Consider the following 25,922-nt stretch of genomic DNA (forward strand, 5'->3'; position numbering starts at 1 on the left):
GGATCGCGCGACATTCATCCGACCAGTGATATGAAAAAAACGACCCGATCATCGAATGCGGGTCGCAGATCGGACATGAAACCCGTGATCTCAACCGCTGGAGCGACAGCGCTTGCTTGTCCCGATCGTGGTGCAGACAAGTTTCCGAACTTCCTCTGACGGTGCCTTCGCCGCGGGTTCCTCGGGCTGTGAAGGTTGGGCATCCGCTTCAAGCCGACTTTCCGAAATCCCGACACGCGCGGATACCGAGGCAACATAACCTTTTAAGCCCAGCCCGTTTTCGGATGCCTTGGCCTGCTGATAATAGTCCAGCCCAACAATGGCGACCCCACAGATCGCTGCAAACCCTGCCAGATATTTTGCGCTCATCTCGACCACCTGTTCCTAACCGAGTCGGTGAGACCAGAACATGTGGACGATTTGAAGGCGCAATGCGGGCCAGAACGCGAAAACCGCTAGGATTGGCCGGTTAATACCTTGCCGGGATTCATGATGTTCTCGGGGTCCAAAGCAGCCTTGATTGCGGCCATATACTGCGTGGCGGCGCCCAGTTCCTTGATAAGGTATGGCCGTTTGCCCTGACCGATTCCGTGTTCACCTGTGCAGGTGCCTTCCATTGAAATTGCCAGGTCGTTCAACCATCCGACAAACTCTTCGGCTTTGGCAACTTCTTCGGTGTTCTGCATATCGATCAAAATAAGCGTGTGAAAGTTCCCATCCCCCACATGCCCCACAATTGGCGCGAGCAAGCCAAGATCAGCTGCCTTCTGCTGAGTGCTTGTCACACATTCCGCCAGGCGCGAGATCGGCACGCAGACATCCGTTGAAATACCACGCGCGCCGGGGCGCAGTTGCAGACACGCCCAATACATATCATGGCGCGCCTGCCAAAGCTTGTTCCGTTCTTCGGTGGTCGAGGTCGCAGCAAAATCCGTACCGCCGAACTCCTCGGCGATCTGACCAAAGGTTTCAGCCTGTTCCGCCGCACCGCTTTCAGAGCCATGGAATTCAAGCAGCAGCAACGGCGTTTCCGGAAGACTCAGCCCGGAATAGGCGTTTGCCGCCTGAACCGACATTTCATCCAGCAACTCTATTCGGGCGACCGGAATGCCATACTGAATGGTCATCATCACCGCGCGGCAGGCGGCATCGACCGAAGGAAAGGAACACCTGGCCGAGCTGATCGCTTCGGGGATGCCCTGCAAGCGCAGAGTCAGCTCGGTGATGATACCCAACGTGCCTTCCGCCCCAATCAGAAGGCGTGCCAGATCATACCCGGCCGATGACTTCTTGGCCCGGTGACCGGTACGGATGATCTGGCCGTCCGGCATGACCGCCTCGAGGCTGAGAACGTTGTCGCGCATCGTTCCGTATCGCACCGCATTGGTGCCCGAAGCGCGGGTCGCGGCCATACCGCCCAGCGACGCATTCGCCCCCGGGTCAATCGGAAAGAACAAACCCTGATCCCGCAAATGAGTATTCAGCGCCTCGCGCGTGACGCCGGGCTGCACCACACAATCCAAATCCTCGGCGTGGACAGCCAGCACCTTGTCCATCTGCATCAGATCGACCGAGATCCCCCCCGCTGGCGCATTCACATGCCCTTCCAGCGACGTTCCCGTGCCAAAGGGAATCACCGGCACCCGGTGCGCGGCACACGTTTTGACGATTTCCGACACATCCTGCGTAGTATGCGGGAAAACCACGGCATCCGGGCTCTGGTTTTCGATCCAGGTCGTGGTGTGCCCGTGCTGTTCACGAATCGCGGCACCCGTTTGCAACCTGTCGCCAAAACGTTGTTTCAGAACGCCTATGACGGTTTCGATACCTGTTTCATTCCGAGGCAAAGCGGTCGCTTGCACCATCGTCATCCTCCCCTGTCCCGGCACGTTGCGGGCCGTTCAGTCCATGACTAAAGGGCTCGTCAAGTGCGGGCAATCCCCACAAATACCAAGGCCCTATTCGCCCAGCGCAATACCTTCGCGACGGGGGTCGGCACCACCGCTCAGCCCGTCGCCGATTTCGATGGCGTGAAGGCCAGATGTCAGGTCACGCGGGTTTACCTCAAACCCAAACTGGGTCAGCCCGTCGGAAAAGCCTTCGGCAGAGGTCCCGGCCTCGACATCATATGTCCCGAAACGATTGACAAGATGCGGCAGCGACACGGCTTGTTGCACATCCATACCCCAGTCGGCCCATGCGATAATCGATTTGGCCACATAGCCGATGATCCGACTGCCACCCGGCGAGCCAATCGCCAGAACCGGCGCGCCATCCTGCATCACGATGGTCGGGCTCATGGACGAACGCGGGCGTTTTCCGGGTTCCAGCCGGTTAGCGATCGGCACACCATCGCTGTGGGTCTTGAACGAAAAATCCGTCAGTTCGTTGTTCAGAAGGAACCCGTTCGTCATCAGACGTGAGCCAAAGCCGTTTTCGATGGTCGTGGTCATCGACAACACGTTGCCATAGCTGTCTACAATCGAGATATGCGAGGTCGAAGGCAGCTCCAGCGACACATCATCCGCCCAGTTCAGCGCGTGGTCGAACTCCGGCTGACCGGGCCCGACATCTGCCAGCGCGCCTTCGGTGTTCAGCAATTCTGCTCGTTGCGACAGGTAGGCCGGATCAACCAGCCCTTTGGTCGGCATGGGCACGAAATCGTTGTCAGCCATGTACCGGCCGCGGTCCGCAAAGGCGAGGCGCGAAGCGTCCCCGATCAACCGCCAGGCCTCGGCGCTTTCCGGCCCCATGGCCGCCAGATCATAGCCGTTCAGCATCCCCAGAATTTGCCCCACGGTCAGCGCACCCGACGACGGCGGGCCCATGCCGCAGACTTCATAGGCGCGGTATTCCGCGCAAACCGGTTCGCGCTCGATCACCTGATACAGCGCAAGATCCGCACCGGACAGAACACCGGGATTGCCCGGAGCATTGCGAACCGTGCGCACGATGTCTGCCGCAATCTCACCGCCATAGAAACCGGCCGCCCCGTCACTGGCCAACACACGCAGCGTTTCGGCATAAGCTGGGTTCATCAGGCGCTGCCCCTGTTGCAGCGGCGCGCCCCCCGGCAGGAAATATTCAGCGGTTTCCGGGAAGCGCGACAGGCGCTCGGCATCGTTTTCAACAAGGCTGGCCAGACGCGGGGACACCAGGAACCCTTCATCCGCCAACCGGATACCATCGGCAAACAATCCGGGCCACGAGGAACGCCCCCAGCGGCGATGCGCCTCTTCCAGCAAGGCAGGTGTGCCCGGCGTCCCCACGGACAGCCCACCGACAACCGCATCGAAGAATTTCAGCGGCTCACCGTTTTCGTCCTGAAACAGGGTCGGTGTGGCCGCCAGCGGCGCCGTTTCTCGCCCGTCCAGAGTTGTCATCTGACCGGTCGCTGCATCGTACCAGACCAGAAACGCACCGCCGCCCAAGCCCGAGGATTGCGGTTCGACCAGGCCCAGCACGACCTGCACCGCCACCATGGCGTCTGCGGCAGACCCTCCTGCGCGCAATACTCTGGCGCCGGCCTCCACCGCCAGCGGGTTGGCCGCGGCAACCATCCAGTTCTGGGACGTGACCGGAACGCCATCCAGTTTGGCCTCGAGCGCCGCGATGACCTCGTCGGTCATGGCCTGTACCTGCCCTTCCGTCGCCGTTTCGGGTGCAACGGCATCGGCCGCTTCCTGAGCGAACCCCGGAGCTGCAAAACAAAATGCAGAAAACAGTAGAACTGAAACACGTCTCATCTGATCAAATCCTCCAATACATCCCTGACTATCAAAACTGCGCGCCGAACACGCTCTGAACAAGTCCAAGCTGCACGCCATCAACACATGGCCGACGTCCGCAGCACGCGTTAAGCCTTTGCGTCGCCTACCAATCGATCCTGATCATAGCGGGCCATACCGCGGAACTCGGGCAACCACGCTTCACGCCGGGTGACCCAGCTTTCATATGTTGGCGTCAACTGATCTGGCGCATCAAGGCATCCAAGATGCACCTCCACTTCGGTTCCGCTGCGCGCAAAGACCGGAGAGCCGCAGCCGGGGCAAAAGAACCTGTCAGCATAACTGCGCGCTTCGCCGAATACCTCTATTCTGTCGTCCGGGAAAACGGCCGCCGCATAAAACACTGCGCCATGATGCTTGCGGCAGTCCAGACAGTGACAGATTCCGACCCGCAATGGACGACCCGAAGCCCTGATGCGCAGATTTCCACAACGGCACCCTCCTTCATAGACGTCCATTCCTGCTCCTTTCCAGAGCGCTAGAGCATTGCCGGTACAACCTGATCCGGCGGGCGGTGGCCGTCTTCAAAGGTCTTGATGTTGATGATGACCTTCTCGCCCATCTCCACCCGGCCCTCGAGCGTTGCCGATCCCATATGAGGCAACAGAACCACATTGGGCAGCTGCCGTAGGCGCGGGTTCACGTCAGTGCCCTGTTCGTAGACATCCAGCCCCGCCCCCGCAATTTCACCTGCGCGGATCATCCGGGTCAGGGCGTTTTCGTCCACGACTTCACCACGTGACGTGTTGACGATCACCGCCGAGGGTTTCATCAGTTTCAGACGACGTGCGTTCATCAGATGGAAGGTCGACGGCGTTGAGGGGCAATTGACCGAGATCACATCCATCCGCGCGACCATCTGATCCAGGCTTTCCCAATAGGTTGCCTCCAGCTCCTGCTCGGTCTCGGGGCGCAGCCTGCGGCGGTTGTGATAATGAACCTGCATTCCAAACGCGTTCGCACGCCGCGCCACCGCCTGCCCGATCCGGCCCATGCCCAGAATGCCCAGACGACGACCTCCGATACGGCCTCCCAGAAACGCGGTGGGCGCCCAGCCGGACCAATCTCCCTGCTGCATCACGCTCAAACCTTCGGGAATGCGTCGGGTAACCGCCAGAATCAGGGCCATGGTCATATCGGCGGTGTCATCGGTCAGAACCCCCGGCGTGTTCGACACCAGAATCCCACGCTGGCGCGCGGTGGACACGTCAATATTGTCGACACCGGCACCGTAATTGGCGATGAGCTTCAGCCTTTCGCCCGCCTGGCCCAGCAGACCGCCATCAATCGCATCGGTTACCGTAGGCACCAGGACATCAGCTTCCTGCACTGCGGCCACCAGTTCTTCGCGCGTCATCGGAGTGTCATCGTCGCGCAAGCGCACATCAAACAACTCGCTCAAACGTGTTTCGACCGCTTCGGGCAACCGTCGCGTAACGACAACACTCAAACGTTCTCTTGGCACCTCGGCCCTCCCACTGCTTTGCAAACGGACGCGCGCCATGGCATCGTGGCGCAGGATAAGGCGGGGCACAAGAACCCCTTTGGCATTGAGTCGACCTTTTTTCGGAACCGGATCAACAGGCATAAGAGCAGGCAGTCAGTGAGTGGTATTCGACCGGTAAATCGCCGCTGTCTGGCGGCACTATCCGTATTTCTGATCATGTTCGGCGCATGGGCTGCTCATGCCGACGTGAAACGAGGATCCGTCACCAACCTCCCCCTGCCCCGTTATGTCTCGATGAAAGCAGCAGAAGGCAACGTGCGGCGCGGACCTTCTTTGACACATCGAATCGACTGGGTGTTCAAACGGCGCGGAATGCCGCTTCAGGTCACTGCCGAATACGGCAACTGGCGACGGGTTCAGGACCGCGACGGCGCTGGAGGCTGGGTTCACTACGCCCTATTGTCGGGTGTTCGGACAGTACTGATTGAATCTGAAATGCTGCCTGTCTATGCCCGACCCGATCCGACCTCCCCCGTGAATGCGCATTTCGAATCCGGGGTCGTGGCCCGACTGGGAACCTGTTCGCTGGACTGGTGCCGGATCACCGCTGGCGGGTATCGGGGGTGGACCTTGAAGTCGAATCTATGGGGGGTCGACCCGTCCGAGATTCGCGAATAACCACAGGGCCGACCTTCCCCCGCGTTGCGGACACGCGACAAGGTGTTTGAGTTTCCCGCCGATATGCTGTGAAACTCGACCGAAACGGAGGCGATCATGCGCGCAGTTACATATTCCACCTTCGGAGACCCGGCCGATGTCCTGCGGATACAGGACCTCCCTCCGGTCCCGCCGGGTCCGGGCGAGGTCACGGTAGAGCTGTCCTTTTCCGGGGTGAACCCTTCCGACGTCAAAGCCCGCGCCGGGACCAGACCGGGCGTGACGGAGCCCCCGTTCCCCCTGATCATCCCGCACAGTGATGGCTCTGGCGTGATCTCGGCCGTTGGCGACGGAGTTTCCGCATCTCGGATCGGTCAGCGCGTGTGGATCTGGAACGGGCAATGGCAACGCCCTTTCGGCACCGCCGCCAGCCACATCACCCTTCCCGATGCGCAGGCCGTGGCTTTGCCGGATGCAGTATCGTTGCAGACCGGCGCGATTCTGGGCATTCCCGGTCTTACCGCCTGCCACGCGGTGTTTTCAGGCGGCCGTCCCGATGGGCAAACGATCTTGATACATGGTGGCGCGGGCACCGTCGGCTTTCTGGCCGTTCAGCTTACCAAATGGGCAGGCGCGCGCGTGATCGCGACGGCCAGCCCTCGCAACTTTGACCGGGTCCGGGAAGCCGGCGCAGATATCGTGATTGATTACGCCAGCGAGGATCTGTCCACCGAAATTCTCGATGCAAATAAAGGAAAGACAATCGGCCGAATCATCGACGTCGAATTCGGCCGGAATATTCAAACAAACGCCACGGTCATCGCCGAGAACGGTCGCATCAACGCCTATGGCTCTGCCCAAGACATGACCCCCGTGTTTCCGTTCGGACCGATGATGTTCAAAGCCATGACGCTTGAGACCATTTTGATTTATCTTCTTCCGCCGGATCTTCGTACCAATGCCGTGAAGATCCTTCACAAAGCATTGACGGATGGCGCTTTGACCTGCCCTGTTCAAAAGGTCTTTGCACTTGAGGAATGCGCGTCTGCGCATGCAATGGTGCAGGATGGAAACCGGACCGGAGCCGTGTTGATCGACACCAAATGACCGCCCTGAAAAAAAACTGTTCAACGTGAGATTTTTTGACAAAACGCTCTTGATCCCTGCCAACAACAATCGTAGACAGCCGCTCACTGTTGGGGTGTAGCCAAGTGGTAAGGCAGCGGTTTTTGGTACCGTGTATCGTAGGTTCGAATCCTACCACCCCAGCCACTTTCCATGAAATGTCGAGAAAATAAGAGCTTTCCCAAGCTCATCTTAGACAATGCGTCTCAGTCGCCCGAAACTGTGACAGAGGGTGCAACACTAACCGTTGCGCACTATGCGCGCAAGCGCTCCGGCTCGTCCCATCAGAAGCCAAAACACTGCGCCGGCCCTTACCTCATGCGAATGGGTCGGGCATTCCATTTCCGCAAATGCCTTCCCAGGGCGCGATCAAACTTACAATCAAACTCATCTCTGTACCTTTCCCTGCGTACCGACCTCCCGCTCGACGCCGTGAAACGAGCCGCCAAGCTTCTCACGATCTATGAGCGAATGGAGAAAGAAATCGTGTACGCCCACGCCTCTCAAGACCTGAGCCCTGCTGACTGAAGATCTCTCAGCGGAACTGGTAGGGGTCCTGGCAGAACAAAGCAGGATGCGCAGCTTTGAGCCTCCCCAACTGAACTGGTCCACCGTTATGTTTAGGAAACGGAGAACCACGAATAGCAAACAAGCGACCGAAGCCAGAAGAGGTAGATTCGAAGTTGCGGCAGTTTGAACTTCTGATGGGGCAAGGCATGCCCCGTCTTGATGCGATCGGACAGATCAGAGTTGTTGAAAAATCCTACGACCGTTAGAGCAAGTGAAAAACACAAGGTTCGATGCGAGACGCCACTGCAGCGCTCACCGCAGATTTCTTTGATGCCATGTAGAAAAACTGTGCAGACATTCCGCTAAATGCGAAAATATGCTGATATTATGGGCGAACCGGCAGCCTGGTGAACATATTATTGGCCTTGGAATTGCGATCAATGAACCTTGGTCTCAGTTGAGACTCTATGAATCAACATCTGACTGTCGTTGTAGTCGAACAGAACCAAGAGCGTGCTTTTGCGATCGTAGATGCCCTAAAAGAGGCTGGCGACGTAGACGTTTCTGTAATTGGCAATGTCTCCGGTCTGGCACGTAAAATTGCAACGCATAGCCCAGACATTGTCCTGATCGACATCGACAATCCATCGCGGGATATGCTGGAAGAACTCACCGTTGCTTCAGGTCCATTGGAACGTCCCGTGGCGATGTTTGTCTCGAGCGCTGCGGGCGGGTTGGCGAAAGCCGCAGTTGAGGCCGGGGTGTCGGCCTATGTCGTCGACGGTTTGCAAGCCGAGCGCATTAAACCTGTGATCGATACCGCTATTGCCCGGTTTCAGGTGTTACGTCAGATGCGGACCGAACTGGCCGAAACCCGCCGTGCGCTGGAAGAGCGCAAAGTGATTGACCGAGCTAAGGGCTTGTTAATGAAGGCCAAGGGCGTTTCGGAAGATGAAGCCTATGCCCTGCTCCGTAAAACCGCGATGAATCAGAATCGCCGGGTTGCCGAGGTGTCCGAAGCCTTGGTCACAGCATCAGGTTTGTTGTCATGAGAACGGTAACCCTGCCTGTCGCCTATATGCCTTTGGTTGATGCCGCTCCACTGATCGTGGCACGCGAGATGGGGTTTGACCACGCCGAAGGCATCTCGTTGGACCTGCGACCGGCTCCATCTTGGTCGTCTCTGCGTGATATGCTGGCCTTTGGGCACGTGGACGCGGCACATCTGCTGTCACCCGTCCCCGTTGCGATGGCTTTGGGTCTTGGAGGCATTGCGACACCGTTATCCGCCGTGTCTGTCCTGTCGCTCAATGGCAATGTCATAGGTGTTGGAACTCAATTGGCTGTGCGGTTGACCGACCAAGGCTACGGCTTCGATTTCTCCGATGCTGCTGCAGCTGGGGCTGCACTGGCACAGGCCGCCGGCGACGTTTTGGTGTTCGGTGTACCTTTTCCGTTTTCGATGCATGTTGAATTGTTGCGTTATTGGGTCGCTGGAACCGAACTGGCCTCGAAACAGGTCGAAATCCGAACCGTCCCGCCTCCACTCATGGCGCAGGCGCTCGCAGGTGGCGAGATCGATGCCTTCTGTGTGGGTGAGCCCTGGGGCTCATTCGCTGTAGACGACAATGTCGGCGCACTGCTGTTGCCCGGCAAGGCGATCTGGTCCTGTGCACCTGAAAAGGTGCTGGCGGTCAGAAACGACTGGGCCGAAACCGAACCACATTTGCTGGGAAGCCTTATGCGGGCCGTTTGGCGCGCAGGACGCTGGCTTTCGAACACGGACAGCCGTACAACTGCATCCGAGATGCTATCGCGTAAAACCTATCTCAACGTCTCACCCGAGCTGATTGACCGAGCGCTGATGGGCGAATTCACTATATCGGCCCGCGGCGAGCAGCGCCATGTCGATGGGTTTGTCGAGTTTTTTGACGGCGCTGCCACCTTCCCATGGCGCAGTCAGGCGAAATGGGTTGCGCATCAATTGGCGAAACGAAACGGGCTGGACGCCGGAACTGCGGAACGACAATCCGCAAAGGTCTTTCGCAGTGATCTCTATCGTCGCGAATTGCAAGGGCTTGGTGTGGAAACACCCGGCGCGTCCGAGAAACTTGAAGGGGCGTTACCCGAGTCGACGGCGGTTGCCTCGACCAATGGCAGCCTGATTCTGTCTCGGAACGTCTTTTTCGACCGACGCATTTTCGAGCCAGCGGGGTAAGTCTGCACAAAATTTTTGCAGTGCAGCATCTGCTATTGCTGCGACGCAGAATTTTCGAGGTGAAAACGCGGAAAATTGATGACGCGCCGCTGCGTGACTGGCTAAATCGGAACATCGGAAGGCAACGACGCCCACCGACGGAATTCGCCCATAGTCCAGGGCACCTCACAAGAGCAAAGCCGCTCGACCATCCGCCACCTCCTCCCGGCGGACTGTGTCGGCGGCTTTTTTGTTTGCCCAACGGGTTGGGCTGAACCGAAAGGGAACGAGATGAAAAAGCTTCTTTTAGGCCTTGCTGCGACGACGGCGCTTGTGTCACCGGCACTGGCCGAACTGGAACTGGAAAAAGACGAGCTTACTTTTGGATTTATCAAACTGACTGACATGGCGCCGCTGGCTGTCGCCTATGAGAATGGGTACTTTCTTGACGAAGGTCTGTTCGTGACGCTGGAAGCACAAGCCAACTGGAAAGTGCTGCTGGATGGCGTGATCGACGGGCAGCTGGATGGCGCGCACATGCTGGCCGGGCAGCCTTTGGCCGCGACTATCGGATACGGGACCGAGGCGCATATCATAACACCATTTTCGATGGACTTGAACGGCAACGGCATCACCGTCTCGAACGAGATTTGGGAAGAAATGAAGCCGAATATCCCCAAAATGGAGGATGGCCGGCCACAGCACCCGATCAGCGCTGAGGCGCTTGCTCCGGTCGTCGAGAAATACAAATCCGAAGGCAAGCCCTTTAACATGGGCATGGTCTTCCCCGTTTCGACCCATAATTACGAACTGCGCTATTGGCTTGCTGCCGGTGGACTGCACCCCGGCTACTACAGCCCTGACAACGTAACCGGCCAGATCGGCGCAGATGTGTTCCTGTCAGTAACGCCACCGCCGCAGATGCCTGCCACGTTGGAGGCCGGCACGATATACGGCTACTGCGTGGGCGAGCCTTGGAACCAACAGGCTGTGTTCAAGGGTATCGGCGTGCCGGTCATCACGGACTATGAGCTGTGGAAGAACAACCCTGAGAAGGTCTTTGGCATCACTGCCGAGTTCGCAGAAGAGTATCCCAACACCACGCTGGCCGTGACCAAGGCCCTGATCCGCGCCGCGATGTGGCTGGATGAGAACGACAACGCCAACCGCCCCGAGGCGGTCGAAATCCTCAGCCGCGCGGAATATGTGGGCGCAGATTATGACGTGATCGCCAACTCGATGACCGGCACATTTGAATACGAAAAAGGTGACAAGCGCGAAGTTCCTGATTTCAACGTGTTCTTCCGCTACAACGCGACATACCCGTTCTATTCGGACGCGATCTGGTATCTGACACAGATGCGCCGCTGGGGTCAGATCCCTGATTCCAAGCCCGACAGCTGGTATGACGAGGTTGCCAAATCTGTCTACAAACCCGAGATCTATCTGGAAGCCGCGCGCCTTCTGGTCAATGAAGGCCTGGCGAATGAGGCCGACTTCCCCTGGGACAGTGATGGTTATAAAGCGCCCACCCCGGCCGAGGATATCATCGACGGCATCACCTATGACGGCCGCACCCCCAACGCCTATCTCGAAAGCCTGTCCATTGGTCTGAAGGGCGATCAGAAGATCGTCGGCTCGGACGTACAAGGCTAATCCCACGCGTCGCGCCCGGTATCAGTCGGGCGCGCACCCCAAAGTGCCCCGCCATCGCAAGGACACATCAGATGACAACGGTCGATCCCGAATTCAACGCAGACGCCGCCAAAGAGGCGCGTCGCACCCGCCTGTTCACTCGCATCAACGCCGCCGACAAATGGTTCCAGGTTCTTGGCCTAAGTTGGGCTACCCCGGTCCTGAAAGCTGCCGCCGGAGACAACCCCCGCGCTCAGATGACCGAAATCTGGCGTCTTCTGGTCGTCCCCCTGCTGTCGATCTGCGCCTTCCTGCTGCTTTGGGGGACGCTCGCCCCGAAAGTGCAAACTTCCCTGGGCGCCGTACCAGGCCCAGCTCAGGTCTGGGCAGAAATGGTCAACCTCAACGAGGACGCACAGGCCAAGGCCGCCAAGCGCGCCAAGTTCGAGGCAATGGTTGAGAAACGGAACCAGAAGCTGATCGATACGGGCCGCGCGGACGAGGTCAAACAAGTCGCCTACACCGGCGCGCCGTCTTACTACCAGCAAATCTGGACCTCTATCAAAACCGTGTTCTTCGGGTTTCTGATCGCGACCGTTGTGGCCGTTCCCCTTGGGATCGCTGCCGGACTGTCGCCGACCGCCAATGCGGCGCTGAACCCGCTGATCCAGATCTTCAAACCGGTCTCACCTCTGGCATGGCTGCCGATCGTGACCATGATCGTCTCGGCCGTCTACGTCACCAACGACGGTTGGTTCGCCAAGTCCTTCCTGATCTCGGCCATCACCGTGACCCTGTGTTCGCTTTGGCCGACTCTGATCAACACCGCGCTGGGTGTGGCGACCATCGACAAGGACTTGGTGAACGTCTCCAAGGTTCTGAAAATGAACACCTATACCAAAGTCACTAAGCTGGTGCTGCCTTCGGCGTTGCCGCTGATTTTCACAGGTTTGCGCCTGTCGCTGGGTGTCGGCTGGATGGTTTTGATCGCGGCTGAAATGCTGGCGCAGAACCCCGGTTTGGGCAAATTTGTCTGGGATGAGTTCCAGAACGGTTCGTCCAGCTCGCTTGCCAAGATCATGGTTGCGGTCTTCACCATCGGCATCATCGGTTTCTTATTGGACCGGGTGATGTACGCACTGCAATCCCTCTTCACATTCACGAACAACCGGTGAGCGCGATGAGCATACTGAGCTTCAAAAACGCCACGAAATCCTTCGGTGAAGGCGCCGCGCGGACGGATGTGCTGAAAGGCATCGATCTGGACGTGCAGAAGGGCGAGTTTCTGGTGATCCTCGGCTTTTCCGGCACCGGAAAAACGACCTTGATTAACCTCATGGCCGGTCTGGATACTCCAACTGGCGGAGAGGTCACGTTCAAAGGCACTCCGATCAAGGGGCCGGGCCCGGAACGTGGCGTAGTATTTCAGAATTATTCACTGATGCCTTGGCTGACGGTCAGCGGCAATGTGGGGCTGGCGGTCGATACGGTCTTTCCGGGCCTCGGCAAGACTGAGAAGGCCGAGAAGGTCGCGCATTATGTGCAGATGGTGGGTCTCAGCCACGCTGCCACGCGCCGCCCGGCGGAACTGTCGGGTGGGATGCGTCAGCGGGTCAACGTGGCGCGTGCCTTGTCGATGAACCCCGAGGTTTTGTTGCTGGATGAGCCTCTGTCGGCGCTCGACGCGCTCACCCGTGCCAATCTGGCGGATGAGATCGAACATATCTGGGAGGCCGACAAAAAGACCTGCGTTCTGATCACCAATGACGTGGACGAGGCGATCATTCTGGCCGACCGGATCATCGCCCTGAACCCCGATGGTACGTTGGGCCAGGAATTCCGCGTATCGATCCCGCGCCCTCGCGAACGCGGTGCAATGAACAACGACGAGACGTTCAAGCGCCTGCGCGCCGACGTCACCAAGTACCTGATGGATGTGGGGATCGAAGCCAAGGTCGAAGGCTCGCGCATCCTGCCCGATGTTACACCGATCCATGGAGTGCCAACGGCGGTGGCCGAGGCACAAATGGGGATGATCGAGAGTCGTTTCCTCGACTTCTCACAGCTTCATAAAGTCTACCCGACGCCCAAGGGCCCTCTGACTGTTGTTGAGGATTTCGATCTGAAGATCGATAAGGGCGAGTTCATCTCGCTGATCGGCCATTCAGGTTGCGGAAAATCTACGGTTCTGACCATGGCCGCCGGGCTAAACGATATATCGAAGGGCGCGATCAAGCTGGATGGTCGTCATGTCGAGGGGGCTGATCCCGAACGCGCCGTGGTGTTCCAATCCCCCAACCTGTTCCCATGGCTGACTGCCAAGGAAAACGTCGCGATCGGGGTCGACAAAGTCTATCCCAAGGCCAGCATCGCCGAGCGTCAGGATGTCGTTGAATATTATCTGGAACGCGTCGGTCTGGCCGATGCGATGGACAAATCCGCAAGCGACCTGTCGAACGGCATGAAACAACGCGTCGGCATCGCCCGCGCCTTTGCCCTATCGCCCAAACTGCTGTTGTTGGATGAACCCTTCGGGATGCTCGACAGTCTGACCCGCTGGGAATTGCAGGAAGTGCTGATGGAGGTCTGGTCCCGCACCAAGGTCACCGCAATCTGTGTGACCCATGACGTGGATGAGGCGATCCTGCTGGCCGATCGCGTGGTGATGATGACCAATGGCCCACAAGCGACCATAGGCAAGATCACCAAGGTCGACCTGCCGCGCCCGCGCACCCGCAAAGCGCTGCTGGAGCATCCGGACTACTACGCCTACCGGCAGGAGGTCCTCGATTTCCTCGAAGAATACGAACACGGCGCCAAGCCAAAAACACCCGCCCCCAAGGCGATTGCAGCGGAGTGAAACCATGAAACAAAGACTTGTTGTCATCGGCGCAGGCATGGCCTCGGGTCGGGTGCTGGAACACCTGACTGACGCCGCGCCGGATGCGTTCGACATCACCCTGTTCAACGCCGAGCCCCGCGGGAACTACAACCGCATCATGCTGAGCCCGGTTCTGTCGGGTGAGAAGACTTATGAAGAGATCGTCACACATGATGACGCCTGGTACGCCGAGCGGGGGATTGCTTGCCGGTTCGGTGAGAAAGCTGCAAAGATCGACCGCGAGATGAAAGTTGTCGAGGGCGAGCACGGACACCTTCCCTACGACAAGCTGGTGATCGCGACTGGGTCGAACCCGTTCATCATCCCCCTGCCCGGTCATGATCTGGACGGTGTCATCGCCTATCGCGACCTGGAAGACACCCAGCAGATGATGGACATGGGCCCCGACAACAAGGTCGTCGTGATCGGCGGCGGCTTGCTGGGGCTTGAAGCTGCGGCGGGCATGGCCGCGCACGGCGTTGACGTCACCGTGGTCCACATCATGGGCCACCTGATGGAGCGTCAGTTGGATGAAGCCGCAGGCTACCTGCTGAAGAAGTCGCTGGAAGACAAAGGAATCAAAATCTGCCTACAGGCGAACTCCAAGGAAATCCTTGGGCAAGATGGCAAGGTCCGCGCACTTTTGCTGGACGACGGGACCGAGCTGCCCTGTGATCTGCTGGTCATGGCCGTTGGCATCCGTCCCAATACAGCGCTGGCGCAGGAGGCCGGTCTGGCCACCGGGCGTGGCATTCATGTGGACGACCAAATGTTGACCTCGGATCCGGATATTTACGCTGTGGGTGAGTGCGTCGAGCATAACGGAGAGGTCTTTGGTCTTGTCGCGCCGCTCTACGATCAAGCGAAAGTGGCGGCGCATGCCTTATTGGATAAAGAGGCCGCGTTTGAGCAAAAAACTCTTTCAACGAAGTTGAAAGTCACCGGCTGCGATCTGTTCAGCGCTGGCGATTTCGCAGATGGACCGGGGCGTGAGGATATCGTGTTCCGCGACCCATCGCGGGGCGTCTACAAGCGTCTTGTGATCGAACAGGACCGTCTGATCGGCGCTGTCATGTACGGTGACACAGCCGACAGCGGCTGGTTTTTCGGCCTGATCAAGGATGGCACCAGCATCGAAGACATGCGTGAGACGCTGATCTTCGGCCCGGCCTACCAGGGGGGCGACACCGCGGACCCTCTCTCAGCCGTTGCAGCATTGCCGCCTGAGGCGGAGATTTGCGGCTGCAACGGCATATGCAAAGGCGACATTGTCGAGGCGATCCATTCAGGGGCCGGCGATCTGGGCGCGGTGCGGGCAAGTACCAAGGCCAGCGCTTCCTGCGGAACATGTTCGGGTCTGGTCGAACAGGTCCTGCAGGTCACTTTAGGCGATGCGTTCCAGATGCCAGCGGCACAACCGATCTGTGGTTGCACCGACCTGACGCATGAAGATGTACGCCGTCTGATCAAAGGGCAGGAACTGAAAAGCCAGGCCGCAGTCTGGCAGGAACTCGGCTGGAATACGCCCAACGGCTGTCATGTCTGCCGCCCGGCGATCAACTATTACCTTCTGGCGGATTGGCCACTGGAATATCAGGATGATCCACAAAGCCGCTTCGTTAACGAACGCAAACACGCGAATATCCAGAAAGACGGTACGTTCAGCGTCGTGCCGCGCATGTGGGGCGGGATCACCACACCCGAAGAACTGCGTGCCATTGCCGACGCCGCCGACAAGTACGACGTGCCAACCGTAAAAGTCACCGGCGGCCAACGCATCGATCTGCTGGGCGTGAAGGGTGAAGACCTGCCTGCGATCTGGTCGGATCTGAACAGGGCCGGTCTGGTCTCGGGTCACGCCTATTCCAAGGGCCTGCGGACGGTCAAAACCTGCGTCGGAACCGATCATTGCCGGTTCGGCACGCAGGACAGCACCGGCCTCGGCATCAAGCTTGAGAAAATCCTGTGGGGGTCTTGGACTCCGCATAAGCTGAAGCTGGCCGTGTCGGGCTGTCCTCGCAACTGCGCTGAGGCGACTTGCAAGGATATCGGCGTTGTCTGCGTGGACTCAGGCTATCAGATCAGTATCGGAGGGGCCGCCGGTATGGACGTGAAAGAGACCGAATTGCTGTGTCAGGTCCAGACCGAGGGCGAAGCGATTGAGGTGGTGATGGCCGTCACGCAAGCCTATCGCGAAGGCGGCAAATATCTGGATCGATTGTATAAATGGCTGGGTAAGGTCGGCATGGACTGGGTCAAAGCTCAGGTCGTGGACGACCTTGAAAACCGCACCGGCTTGGTCGCCAGGTTCGAGTTGTCGCAAAGCATTTACCGTAAAGACCCGTGGGCCGAACACGTCAAAGAAAAAGCGCAGACCTACGCGCCGATTGCAGATTTCACACTGGAGGCAGCGGAATGAGCTGGATCGACATCGGACATATCGACGAGGTTCCCTTGCGCGGGGCGCGGTTGGTGAAAACCCATATCGGCTGCATCGCCGTATTCCGTACTGCTGAGGCTGAAGTGTACGCCGCAACCAATAGCTGCCCCCATAAGGGTGGCCCTTTGTCTGAAGGCATCGTCCACGGCCAGTCGGTCACCTGCCCCCTGCACAACTGGGTTTTCGACTTGAATACGGGCGAGGCTCAGGGCGCAGATGATGGTCGCATCACCACCTACCCCGTACGTTTGGAAGATGGGCGCATCCTGCTTGACGACAGCGCCGTCACCCGGCGGAGTGCGGCCTGATGGACGGAACTAGCCTGCCAGAGGTCCGGTCAACATGTGCCTATTGCGGCGTCGGCTGCGGTGTTCTTTTGCGCCCCGATGGTGCCGGTGGTCTGACAGTGCGAGGCGACCCGGACCACCCGGCGAATTACGGGCGTCTATGCTCGAAAGGGTTGGCTTTGGACGAAACCGTGGGTCTAGACCACCGGTTGTTGACCCCACGCGCGTTCGGCCAGGACACCAGTTGGGATAAAGCACTGCAATTGGTTGCCGATCGCTTTTCGACCACGATCAGAGAGTTCGGACCGGACAGCGTAGCTTTTTACGTCTCGGGCCAATTGCTGACCGAAGACTACTATGTTGCCAACAAGTTGATGAAAGGCTTCATCGGCTCAGCCAATATCGACACCAATTCGCGGTTGTGTATGGCGTCAACTGTAGCCGGGCATAAACGCGCCTTCGGAACCGATACAGTGCCCGGAACTTATGAAGATCTGGATCACGCTGACTTGGTTGTGCTGGTTGGTTCAAACCTTGCCTGGTGTCATCCCGTTCTCTATCAGCGGGTCATGGCGGCGCGTCAGGCGCGTGGCACGAAGATCGTGGTCATTGACCCACGCCGCACAGCGAGTTGTGATCAGGCGGACCTTCATCTGGCGCTTCAGCCAGGCAGCGATGTAGCGCTTTTCAACCGATTGCTTTGCAGAATTCACCACACCGGCCATGTATCCGCCGAATTCCTGGAACGAAGCAATGGGTTCTCTGAAGCCCTCGAACTGGCGCAGCTTGACGATCCTGACGAGACGGGGCTCAGCCCATCTGAGATTGAGGCGTTTTGCGATTTGTGGATCGGTACTGAGCGGGTCGTTACGGTCTTTAGTCAGGGTGTAAACCAGTCTTCCAGCGGTACCGACAAGGTCAATGCGATCTTGAATTGCCATCTGGCCACCGGTCGAATTGGTCGCGAAGGGATGGGGCCGTTCTCGGTCACAGGTCAGCCTAACGCCATGGGCGGTCGAGAGGTGGGTGGTCTGGCCAATACGCTCGCTTGCCATCTGGACATAGAAAACGAGGACCATCGTCAGGCGGTGAAACACTTTTGGAATTCGCCCAACATCCCTCGGAGGCAAGGATTGAAAGCTGTCGATCTGTTCCGATCCATCGAAGACGGTCAGATCAAGGCGCTCTGGATCATCCACACCAACCCTGCGGCTACCATGCCGGACGCGGACAGAGTGAGCGCAGCTATCGAAAACTGCCCATTTACAGTTGTCAGCGACCTTACCGCGCGGACAGATACCGCGCGTATCGCAGACGTGCTGCTGCCAGCGGCGGGATGGGCAGAAAAATCGGGGACTGTAACCAATTCAGATCGCACGATAAGCAGACAACGTGCCGTTTTGAGGCCTCCGGGGCAAGCCCGCTCGGACTGGGATATCTTGGCCGAGGTCGGCCGTAGGATGGGTTGGGAAGAGGCATTTAACTACGACTCTCCGGCGCAGATTTTCAGAGAATACGCGAGCATGACCTCACTTGCGGCGTCTTTTGGCAAGGACTTCGATATTACCGAGTTGTCCGACATTGGGGATGAAGACTATGATTCGCTGAGCCCCACACAATGGCCAACGACACTTGGTGCGACCGACAAGCGGTTCTTTGGCGATGGACAGTTTTTTCATCCTGATGGCAAAGCGCGTATTGTTCCGGTTTCTCACAAGCCGCCCAAAGTGAAAACCTGTGCACAATTCCCGTTTCTTTTAAACACAGGGCGAAACCGGGATCAGTGGCATACCATGACACGGTCAGGTTTGTCGCCTCGTTTATCAGCCCACCTTTCCGAACCTTATGTTGACATGAATCCAACGGACGTTGATCGGTTGGGCCTTAGCGCCGCAGATTTGGTACAACTCGACAGCTCAGTTGGAAGCGGTGTCTTTCGCCTTCGAATCTCGGAAGCTGTCGCGCCCGGGCAAGTGTTCGCACCAATTCACTGGACGGGTGAAACGGCACCTTCAGCCCGTGTGGATGTGCTTGTTCCAAGTGTGACTGACCCGATATCTGGACAGCCTGAAAGCAAGGCGACGGCTGTTTCTGTGCGGCGTCTGAATGCTTCCTGGTACGGCTTCGCCATTTCCGTCGATGCGGCCTTGCCTACGGCAGAATACTGGGCAATGAGCAAAACGGACAAAGGCTACAGGATGGAGTTGGCAGGTAAGCAGGACATCGACGATTGGGAACACAAAGCCCGCGAGTGGTTTGGACTACCTGATGCCATGGTGACTTCAATCGAAGACCCCAAGCGCGGCTCGCATAGGATCGCGCTGTCAGACGGACAGCGCCTCTTGGCAGCGCTTTTCGTCTCCCGCCAACCTATCACTCTGATGCGAGACTATTTGGCAAGTTTGCCTGAGGTTTCGCTCATCCAGATACTGTCTGGCCGGTCATCTGCTGCTTCTGAAGATTGTGGACCAATTATCTGTTCGTGTTTTGGGGTCGGACTAAAAACCATCATCGACGCCATTCGCGACAAACGTTTGATTGATGTGAACAATATCGGAGATGCCCTTCAAGCTGGAACAAACTGCGGTTCATGCCGGCCAGAGTTGGCTGAATTGGTCGCGGAGCATTCGAAGTTGAAACGCAATACACCGAAGAGATTCTCGCAAGAACAGTTAGGATAGACCCGGGTTTTGGAGCTGGACGACAGTCTGTTTTGGTAGGTTATCAAGGTAGGAGCGGTTTCTACTCACTCGATACCCAAAACCTGGTTGAGCGTGATTCACCGGTTCGGGCAATTCGGTGGAAGGATGGCGTCGTCCTACGCTCCAAGCGCCAATATATGCTTACTGAGCAATTTCGTGTCCTGCGACCTCAGATGAAACCAATACTCATCCAGTTGATCAGCAGCCTTTCTTGCCTTCGCCGCCACGATGTTCGCCAAATGAGTACGCAAAGAAAATGCAATTCGAGAAGACGAATAGTAGCGGCAATACTCTTTGGGAACGCGGCACTATAGTAAAACACACCATCTTTTACGAATTTGTACTTGGATGAAAGGATCTCTGACATGGTCCACGGCTCCACCCTGCCGTTTGAAGCTCGATTTAAACCAAGGGTTTACCTGAGGAAGTGGTGCCGGGGGCGGCTTCAAATAAATCATCTAACAATATGTATTTTATAATTTTTTTACTTATATTTCCTTTTGTATACCCCCAAATATACCCCCGATCTATGGGAAGCAGTATGCAAGGGCTTACGCGCGCATGTGTTCACGCCAATTCAAGTAAGCAGTAAAATCGAACTAGAGCACTGGCCTGCGCTCAGTTCTGTGCCCACAGAGAAGCGCGTTGCACCCGGGTTCAATGGACGCCCGGCAGCGAGCAAGACTTCCCTACAATCCAGTTTTGAACCTGGGTGCAAAACTAAACAAGACTGTTTGAGATCGCCTTAACACTCAAAGTTGTGGGCGAAACCAAGTCGAACAACTAAATTTCAAACCGTCAAATCGCAATTCATATCTGATTTCTTGATCCAAAGACAAAGACGGCGACCTCTGAAAGTTATTCAACTCAACGCCACATGTGTGACAAGATTTCGTCAAACGAAGAAGTGTAGACTACAAGCTCTACTCTCATAAACATGGATGCCAATGCCCTGCCCTCTCGGATATATTTTCGTCGATGGTCTTCAGCGCTACGCGCTGCAATTTGCTGAGACAAGTGCGTTGATGCGACGCCTACAAGCTGGCGAACGATTTACCTCTAGGAAACCCGATTTCGATCGACCTGAACCGGGTCGAAGCACACAAGTAGATATTCTACCAATGGTCCAAGACTGGATACATCCGACAACGCTACAACACCTGCTTGCGTCTTATTTGGTTGAGCGTTTTCTGCTGGAAGAAGATACACAGCTATTCCTTTGTCGTAAGAATTTAGAACCCATTGCGATAAGTAGGTCGCTTTTAGACGGCCCAGTGGATCGTTTTGAGAATGGCGTCGAAATCCCAACTGATGATCTCGGATGTTTTGTAGATTTGCTCCAAACCTTTGTTCAAAACTGCAAGTCAAGGTACCCCTACTGGAACACAGAGAACTGGACGTTACAAAGAACAGATGAATTTGAAAGACACTTGGGAGACCTCAGACGCAACGATGTGGTGAGTATCCTCAACTCGTGCTTTCCTCATCTTCTTCTTCGTGAGGATCAAGTCCCAGATACGCGACAATTCAATAGATACCTAGACCATTCCACCGAAGAGTTTTTTGCAATGCAGATAGAACTCACCGGCGGCAAAACTCCCGGACGTCCACCGACAGCAAGCCGGGAATGTAAGCGATTACTTTTGCAACGCTACCCAAATGGACGACCAGAGGAAACCGTCGAAGTTTTGCTGGACGAAGTGAATGACGCGCTGCGCAGCAACCCAAACATTCGCACCTGCATTAGTAAGCGCACGTTTTATCGCGTCATGCAGGACATCGGATGGTAGGTTAAAGTTCCCGCTCTCTAACAATTCACAGTTTTTGAGCCCCATTTTTTGTCAGTTTTGGCATACATTTGGCAGGCTTCACCGACTTTTTCTGCACATCCGAATCATTTCAAAACTGGCGCCTCAACACAGTTTCGTAAGAGGTGACACAATGTCCGAACGCTATCTCCGTCTTTCAGAAGTGATTAATAAAACCGGCTTAAGTCGGTCTTCCATCTACAACATGATGACTGATAACAGGTTCCCACTAGCCCTTCGGTTAGGTGTCCGCAGTGTCCGTTGGCGTGAGGCCGATGTCGACAAATGGCTAAACGCCCGTCCCGCAATCGAACTTCGTTCGTTTAAAGCTGAAGGGTAGTATTTATGAACATCCCCACAATAGAAACAGCTGTGACGCCGACGAGCAAAAAAGAAACTCGTATCAAACAAGGCATCTATCAAGAAACTCACACAAGCATACAGAATATCGGTTTGATGGCCGTTCTAGGTCACAGGGGCCGCGCACGCAAAGAGACATATGACTTGTTCAGAACTCACAACTCTAAGCTATTTGGCCTTATGAAAAGCGGTCTATATCACCTCCCCTTACAAGTGTTGAACGCACTTGCGGAGGAATTCGACCTTGATGGGACATTCAATGAACCGATCCAACGGTATCGTAAGCGAAAGCCGCAAGGAGGATACCGTGAGATTTGCGTCCCCGGGACATTTCTCATGGCGACACATCATTTGATCGGCGCGCTAATCGACGCGCAAACCATTCATTCGAACAACGTCTACTCACGGAAAGGGCAAGGGCGAAATGCTTTGATCCAAGACGCGCTTAGGCGAATTAATGATGGACACTGTTATGCGTCTACCTTGGACATCGAAAACTGCTTTGCCAGTATAAATCCAGGTGTTCTTGACCGTCTACCGGTCCACCAACGTTTTGTTTCCCACTCGCTGCGAAATGAAAACCTGAACTTCGCGACACCACTAATCAAATACGGAAAGGAGATCTGTAACCAGGCAAAAGACGAGAATATTCTCTCCCCCTTATATAGGGAGGACATGAACAATACGGGTGCGCCCACGGGTTTAATGCAAGGGTCCCCTGCTTCTTGGCCTATCCTCGGATGGGTCTGGAAAGATCTGCCGACGATCGACGAAAATGTCGGGTTCGTACACGTCTACGTCGATGACATCCTCGTTGTCGCGAAGTCTGAGGCAGGTCGCAGGGAGATAACAGGCGCAGTAGTTCAGTTCCTACAGGACTGCCCCGCTGGGCCGCTCGGATTGACCCAAATTGACTATAATATTGGTCAGGCATTCGAGTTTCTTGGGTATGAAATATCCTACGATTGTGAAGATGGTCTTGCCGACGCCCGTTTAGCCGAGGCCGCTTTCAGCAAGCTTGAACGAGTTTTGCCCCAACTAGTTGAGGTTGATCGCCTTCGTGGGTCGGAATTCCCATATTCCGCATGTGCAAAGTTGCGCGCAATACTCGGCGGTCACTCCATGGCCAGCGATCTAGATGAATGGTGGGATTACTATGTCGAGACGCTTCTGGACTACGATCTAACTTCAGAAAGCCCTTTCGACTTACGGTACACCGCGACTTGAACTTCCTAGACAACCTTAACAAATCGATACCGGTACAATGGTGTGCCGGTATTTTTTGAACCCGGGTTCATTTCCATCCTCTTTAAGGCTGAACTACGTTGAACCCAGGTGCAAAAGTACACTTGAGTTTCAAGTCCGCAACTCGCTGAATGCTACAAGTGTTTGATATATAACATTTTACTTGACTTAGCTGAAATTTTGAAAAGCATCACCGTACCTTCCTCGGTCAGCGAAAAATTCAACAAATACCTGCCGCTCGACGCTTACTGAGGCCGCTCGAAACACATTATTTGGAGATCAAAATGGTACGAATTTTAGTTGAAGGTCGCGGTACGGTTGACTTTGGTGATGCCCGATTGTTCTTCACACCAGGCAAGTCGCATTACCCGCCAGGCTACCTTCAACCTCGCGCCGGGCAGATTCATATTGGCGACCGCGACTCTCGTTCGCGACTACGATATGGGATCAACCTGTCAGATCCACCTTGGTACTGTGAGGGCGAGACGAGCCCCGAGTATGCATTGCGGCATGCGCTCAGTTTCCTGACTAAGGAATACGACATTGACATAAATCAGATAGAGGAACTGCGATCGAAACTTTCATTTGAAAGCTAGCGCAATAAAGCAATTATGGTGTTGTACCGAATTCATATGGCACCGCAAGCTGATCTGAATTGGCAGTAGGGCCATAGTAGGGTCCAGGAAGCCGCTGTAGCTCAGCTGGTAGAGCAGGTCCTTCGTAATTAGCGGGTCCCCGCGAAAATGGCTTGTGAAACCAAAGAGTTCGCGGCAAAGGAGTAGAACTAGTAGGGCCATAGTAGGGTCCAGGAAGCCGCTGTAGCTCAGCTGGTAGAGCACGTCATTCGTAATGATGGGGTCGGGGGTTCGAGTCCCTTCAGCGGCACCACTAGTTTCTAAAAATCAATGATTTGGACAAAAAATCCCAAAAGAATTCATGAGTTTGTTTGACCAGAGATCGCCTCGAAACTGGTCAGTGCCGAACGCAGGTTCTCCATGATTTCTTCGGCAAGCAGGTCGGGTTCTGGAAGGTTGTCTAGGTCGGTCATTGTGGCGTCCCTAAGCCAAAATAAATCAAGGCTTGCTTTGTCTCGGGTTAGCAGCTCTTCCCGTTGGAAGGAGCGCCAGCGCCCCTCTGGCTTTTCTTGGGTCCAAGTGGCGGTACGTTGGTGACGGTTTCCCGGATTGTAACAAGACACGAAGTCTTCAAGATGCGCGTAAGTCAGGGGCTTCTGCTTCAAGGTATGATGCACGTTGGTCCTATAATCGTAATACCAAACCTTGGAGGTCTGCGGGTCGGGGCTTGCAGAACGGTTGTCGAAGAAGATCACATTCGCCTTCACACCCTGTGCATAGAAGATCCCAGTCGGAAGCCTTAGGATCGTGTGCAAGTCGGTTGTCTGCAAAAGCTTGCGCCGGATGGTTTCACCAGCTCCACCCTCAAAGAGAACGTTGTCCGGCACGACAATGGCGGCACGGCCCGTTGTCTTCAGCATCGTCCGGATGTGCTGCACAAAGTTGAGCTGCTTGTTCGACGTCGTCGCCCAGAAATCCTGGCGATTGTATGTCAGATCATCTGTTTCCTGCTCACCCTCTGCATTGGTAAAACTCATCGAGCTCTTCTTGCCAAAAGGTGGATTAGCCAACACGTAATCAAAGGTCTGAGAAGGCGGAGAAATCAGCGCATCAGTAGAGGACACCAAAGGTTCGCCGGTCATTTCTCCAATGCCATGCAAGTACATGTTCATCAGACACAGACGCCTGGTTCCTGCGACAATCTCGTTGCCAAAAAACGTTGAGCTTTTCAGAAACGCCTTCTGTTCCTTATCGAGTGCATAGTTCTCGGGATCAGTAAGGAAATCATGGGCGGCAAGAAAGAAGCCACCTGTCCCGCAAGCAGGGTCGGCAATCGTTTTCTTGGGTTCGGGACGGACGCATTCGACCATCGCACGGATCAAGGCACGTGGGGTGAAGTACTGGCCTGCTCCAGACTTAGTATCCTCGGCATTTCGCTCCAGTAGCCCTTCGTAGATGTCGCCCTTAACGTCTGCGCCCAATGTTACCCATTTCGTACCGTCGACCATGTCGATCAGCCGGAATAGCTTGGCAGGGTCAGTGATCTTGTTCTGCGCTTTCGTAAAGATCTGGCCGAGCATGCCTTTCTGTTCGCCCAACTTGCGCAAAAGCTTGACGTAGTGCGCTTCCAAATCGGCACCGCGTTGGGACGTCAAGCTAGTCCAATCGTATCCCTTCGGAATACCGATGTCGCGATTGTAGGGTGGCTTCGAATACTCGTCTGCCATCTTGAGGAAGATGAGGTAAGTGAGCTGCTCCAGATAGTCGCCGTAGCCGACGCCATCGTCACGCAGCGTGGTGCAGAAACTCCAGACTTTCGATACAATTGGTGCAGTGTTCATTTTCAGTCCTATGCCGTTGCTAGAACAGCTTCGATAAGTGGGTTGTCTCGATGCCAGTTCAGGACTCGCTTCGCGAATACCGAATAGGGTGCTTGTGGTTGGATCGCCCTATGTAGATCTGAGATGGCATCGTCGAGCCGTGTCTTTGCGTCCAGATCGCCCGCAGCGTAACTTTCATGGGCACTGGATGCGGCCAGCACTTTCTCTTCCAAGATAATCGCGTGCTTTCTGCGTTCTTCGACGAACGCCGAGTGGTTCAGGTGATATGCAACTATCGACACCTTACCGCGTTCGCACCGCTCATCTCCCTCTTCAGCGTATGCTGGAACTGCTCGGCCATCCGAAGAAAAGTCAATTTCCAAAGGGTCGCCTGCATTACATGGATCAATCAGCTTCGGCCGTTCGTGACACTCCTCCGCATCAC

At 56.0% G+C, this 25,922-nt stretch carries 20 protein-coding genes, 2 tRNA genes and 1 pseudogene; 15 read left to right on the forward strand and 8 right to left on the reverse strand.

Translation table 11 applies throughout. The features are described 5' to 3' along the window. Positions 1 to 90: 90 nt before the first annotated feature. The 5 genes from ACR0E2_RS07230 to ACR0E2_RS07250 all read right to left on the reverse strand — a co-directional run bounded on the left by ACR0E2_RS07230 (position 91) and on the right by ACR0E2_RS07250 (position 5,253). Complete coding sequence (locus ACR0E2_RS07230; protein WP_480445871.1) at positions 91 to 369, reverse strand: hypothetical protein; 279 nt, start codon at positions 367 to 369, stop codon at positions 91 to 93. Between the two features lie 86 nt (positions 370 to 455). Next, positions 456 to 1,865, reverse strand: coding sequence for an FAD-binding oxidoreductase (locus ACR0E2_RS07235; protein ID WP_480445873.1), 1,410 nt, complete (start codon positions 1,863 to 1,865; stop codon positions 456 to 458). 93 nt (positions 1,866 to 1,958) lie between these two features. Continuing rightward, the gene (gene ggt, locus ACR0E2_RS07240) at positions 1,959 to 3,746 is read right to left on the reverse strand and encodes a gamma-glutamyltransferase (RefSeq protein ID WP_480445874.1); all 1,788 of its coding nucleotides are present in this window, start codon (positions 3,744 to 3,746) and stop codon (positions 1,959 to 1,961) included. A gap of 110 nt (positions 3,747 to 3,856) precedes the next feature. Further along, complete coding sequence (locus ACR0E2_RS07245; RefSeq protein ID WP_480445876.1) at positions 3,857 to 4,246, reverse strand: GFA family protein; 390 nt, start codon at positions 4,244 to 4,246, stop codon at positions 3,857 to 3,859. Positions 4,247 to 4,266: 20 nt separating this feature from the next. Beyond that, the gene (locus ACR0E2_RS07250) at positions 4,267 to 5,253 is read right to left on the reverse strand and encodes a 2-hydroxyacid dehydrogenase (RefSeq protein WP_171232003.1); all 987 of its coding nucleotides are present in this window, start codon (positions 5,251 to 5,253) and stop codon (positions 4,267 to 4,269) included. A 198-nt stretch (positions 5,254 to 5,451) separates the two neighbouring features. Between ACR0E2_RS07250 and ACR0E2_RS07255 the strand changes: the two genes are divergently transcribed. From ACR0E2_RS07255 to ACR0E2_RS07305, 11 genes are all read left to right on the forward strand, one after another. Continuing rightward, a complete protein-coding gene (locus ACR0E2_RS07255) occupies positions 5,452 to 5,913 on the forward strand; it encodes an SH3 domain-containing protein (RefSeq protein WP_171205541.1) in 462 nt (153 codons plus the stop codon). 96 nt (positions 5,914 to 6,009) lie between these two features. Further along, positions 6,010 to 6,999 carry an NADPH:quinone reductase gene (locus ACR0E2_RS07260; protein WP_480445878.1) on the forward strand — a complete coding sequence of 330 codons (990 nt, stop codon included), beginning with the start codon at positions 6,010 to 6,012 and terminating at the stop codon, positions 6,997 to 6,999. Between the two features lie 90 nt (positions 7,000 to 7,089). After that, a tRNA-Gln gene (locus ACR0E2_RS07265) sits at positions 7,090 to 7,164 on the forward strand. A gap of 830 nt (positions 7,165 to 7,994) precedes the next feature. Beyond that, positions 7,995 to 8,579 (forward strand): ANTAR domain-containing response regulator, encoded by a 585-nt coding sequence (locus tag ACR0E2_RS07270; RefSeq protein WP_171227792.1) that lies wholly within the window; start codon positions 7,995 to 7,997, stop codon positions 8,577 to 8,579. Beyond that, on the forward strand, positions 8,576 to 9,745 hold the full coding sequence (locus ACR0E2_RS07275) for an ABC transporter substrate-binding protein (protein ID WP_480445879.1): 1,170 nt from the start codon (positions 8,576 to 8,578) through the stop codon (positions 9,743 to 9,745). Before ACR0E2_RS07270 ends, ACR0E2_RS07275 begins: the two co-directional genes overlap by 4 nt. A 270-nt stretch (positions 9,746 to 10,015) precedes the next feature. Continuing rightward, a complete protein-coding gene (locus ACR0E2_RS07280; protein ID WP_480445880.1) occupies positions 10,016 to 11,380 on the forward strand; it encodes a CmpA/NrtA family ABC transporter substrate-binding protein in 1,365 nt (454 codons plus the stop codon). Between the two features lie 71 nt (positions 11,381 to 11,451). Continuing rightward, on the forward strand, positions 11,452 to 12,534 hold the full coding sequence (locus ACR0E2_RS07285) for an ABC transporter permease (protein ID WP_171172770.1): 1,083 nt from the start codon (positions 11,452 to 11,454) through the stop codon (positions 12,532 to 12,534). 5 nt (positions 12,535 to 12,539) lie between these two features. Beyond that, a complete protein-coding gene (locus ACR0E2_RS07290) occupies positions 12,540 to 14,219 on the forward strand; it encodes an ABC transporter ATP-binding protein (protein WP_480445882.1) in 1,680 nt (559 codons plus the stop codon). 4 nt (positions 14,220 to 14,223) lie between these two features. Continuing rightward, a complete protein-coding gene (gene nirB / locus ACR0E2_RS07295; protein WP_480445883.1) occupies positions 14,224 to 16,659 on the forward strand; it encodes a nitrite reductase large subunit NirB in 2,436 nt (811 codons plus the stop codon). Next, a complete protein-coding gene (gene nirD / locus ACR0E2_RS07300; RefSeq protein WP_170713628.1) occupies positions 16,656 to 16,988 on the forward strand; it encodes a nitrite reductase small subunit NirD in 333 nt (110 codons plus the stop codon). The genes nirB and nirD overlap by 4 nt, the downstream gene beginning before the upstream one ends. Then, positions 16,988 to 19,648 (forward strand): molybdopterin-dependent oxidoreductase, encoded by a 2,661-nt coding sequence (locus ACR0E2_RS07305; protein ID WP_480445885.1) that lies wholly within the window; start codon positions 16,988 to 16,990, stop codon positions 19,646 to 19,648. The genes nirD and ACR0E2_RS07305 overlap by 1 nt, the downstream gene beginning before the upstream one ends. Positions 19,649 to 19,785: 137 nt before the next feature. Here the strand turns inward: ACR0E2_RS07305 and ACR0E2_RS07310 are convergent. Further along, positions 19,786 to 19,965: pseudogene (locus ACR0E2_RS07310) on the reverse strand (integrase); the annotation flags it as partial. Positions 19,966 to 20,790: 825 nt separating this feature from the next. Here ACR0E2_RS07310 and ACR0E2_RS07315 point away from each other — a divergent pair. From ACR0E2_RS07315 to ACR0E2_RS07330, 4 genes are all read left to right on the forward strand, one after another. After that, complete coding sequence (locus ACR0E2_RS07315; RefSeq protein ID WP_480445887.1) at positions 20,791 to 21,459, forward strand: hypothetical protein; 669 nt, start codon at positions 20,791 to 20,793, stop codon at positions 21,457 to 21,459. Positions 21,460 to 21,610: 151 nt separating this feature from the next. After that, complete coding sequence (locus tag ACR0E2_RS07320) at positions 21,611 to 21,817, forward strand: helix-turn-helix transcriptional regulator (protein WP_480445888.1); 207 nt, start codon at positions 21,611 to 21,613, stop codon at positions 21,815 to 21,817. A gap of 5 nt (positions 21,818 to 21,822) precedes the next feature. Then, positions 21,823 to 23,064 carry an RNA-dependent RNA polymerase family protein gene (locus ACR0E2_RS07325; RefSeq protein WP_480445890.1) on the forward strand — a complete coding sequence of 414 codons (1,242 nt, stop codon included), beginning with the start codon at positions 21,823 to 21,825 and terminating at the stop codon, positions 23,062 to 23,064. Positions 23,065 to 23,894: 830 nt separating this feature from the next. After that, a tRNA-Thr gene (locus ACR0E2_RS07330) sits at positions 23,895 to 23,970 on the forward strand. 46 nt (positions 23,971 to 24,016) lie between these two features. On the opposite strand, the gene ACR0E2_RS07335 is transcribed toward ACR0E2_RS07330, so the two are convergent. Beyond that, complete coding sequence (locus ACR0E2_RS07335; protein ID WP_480445892.1) at positions 24,017 to 25,498, reverse strand: class I SAM-dependent DNA methyltransferase; 1,482 nt, start codon at positions 25,496 to 25,498, stop codon at positions 24,017 to 24,019. A gap of 8 nt (positions 25,499 to 25,506) precedes the next feature. Further along, positions 25,507 to 25,779 (reverse strand): hypothetical protein, encoded by a 273-nt coding sequence (locus tag ACR0E2_RS07340; RefSeq protein WP_480445894.1) that lies wholly within the window; start codon positions 25,777 to 25,779, stop codon positions 25,507 to 25,509. Positions 25,780 to 25,922 lie beyond the last annotated feature (143 nt).

The organism is Ruegeria sp. A4 (assembly GCF_056543025.1).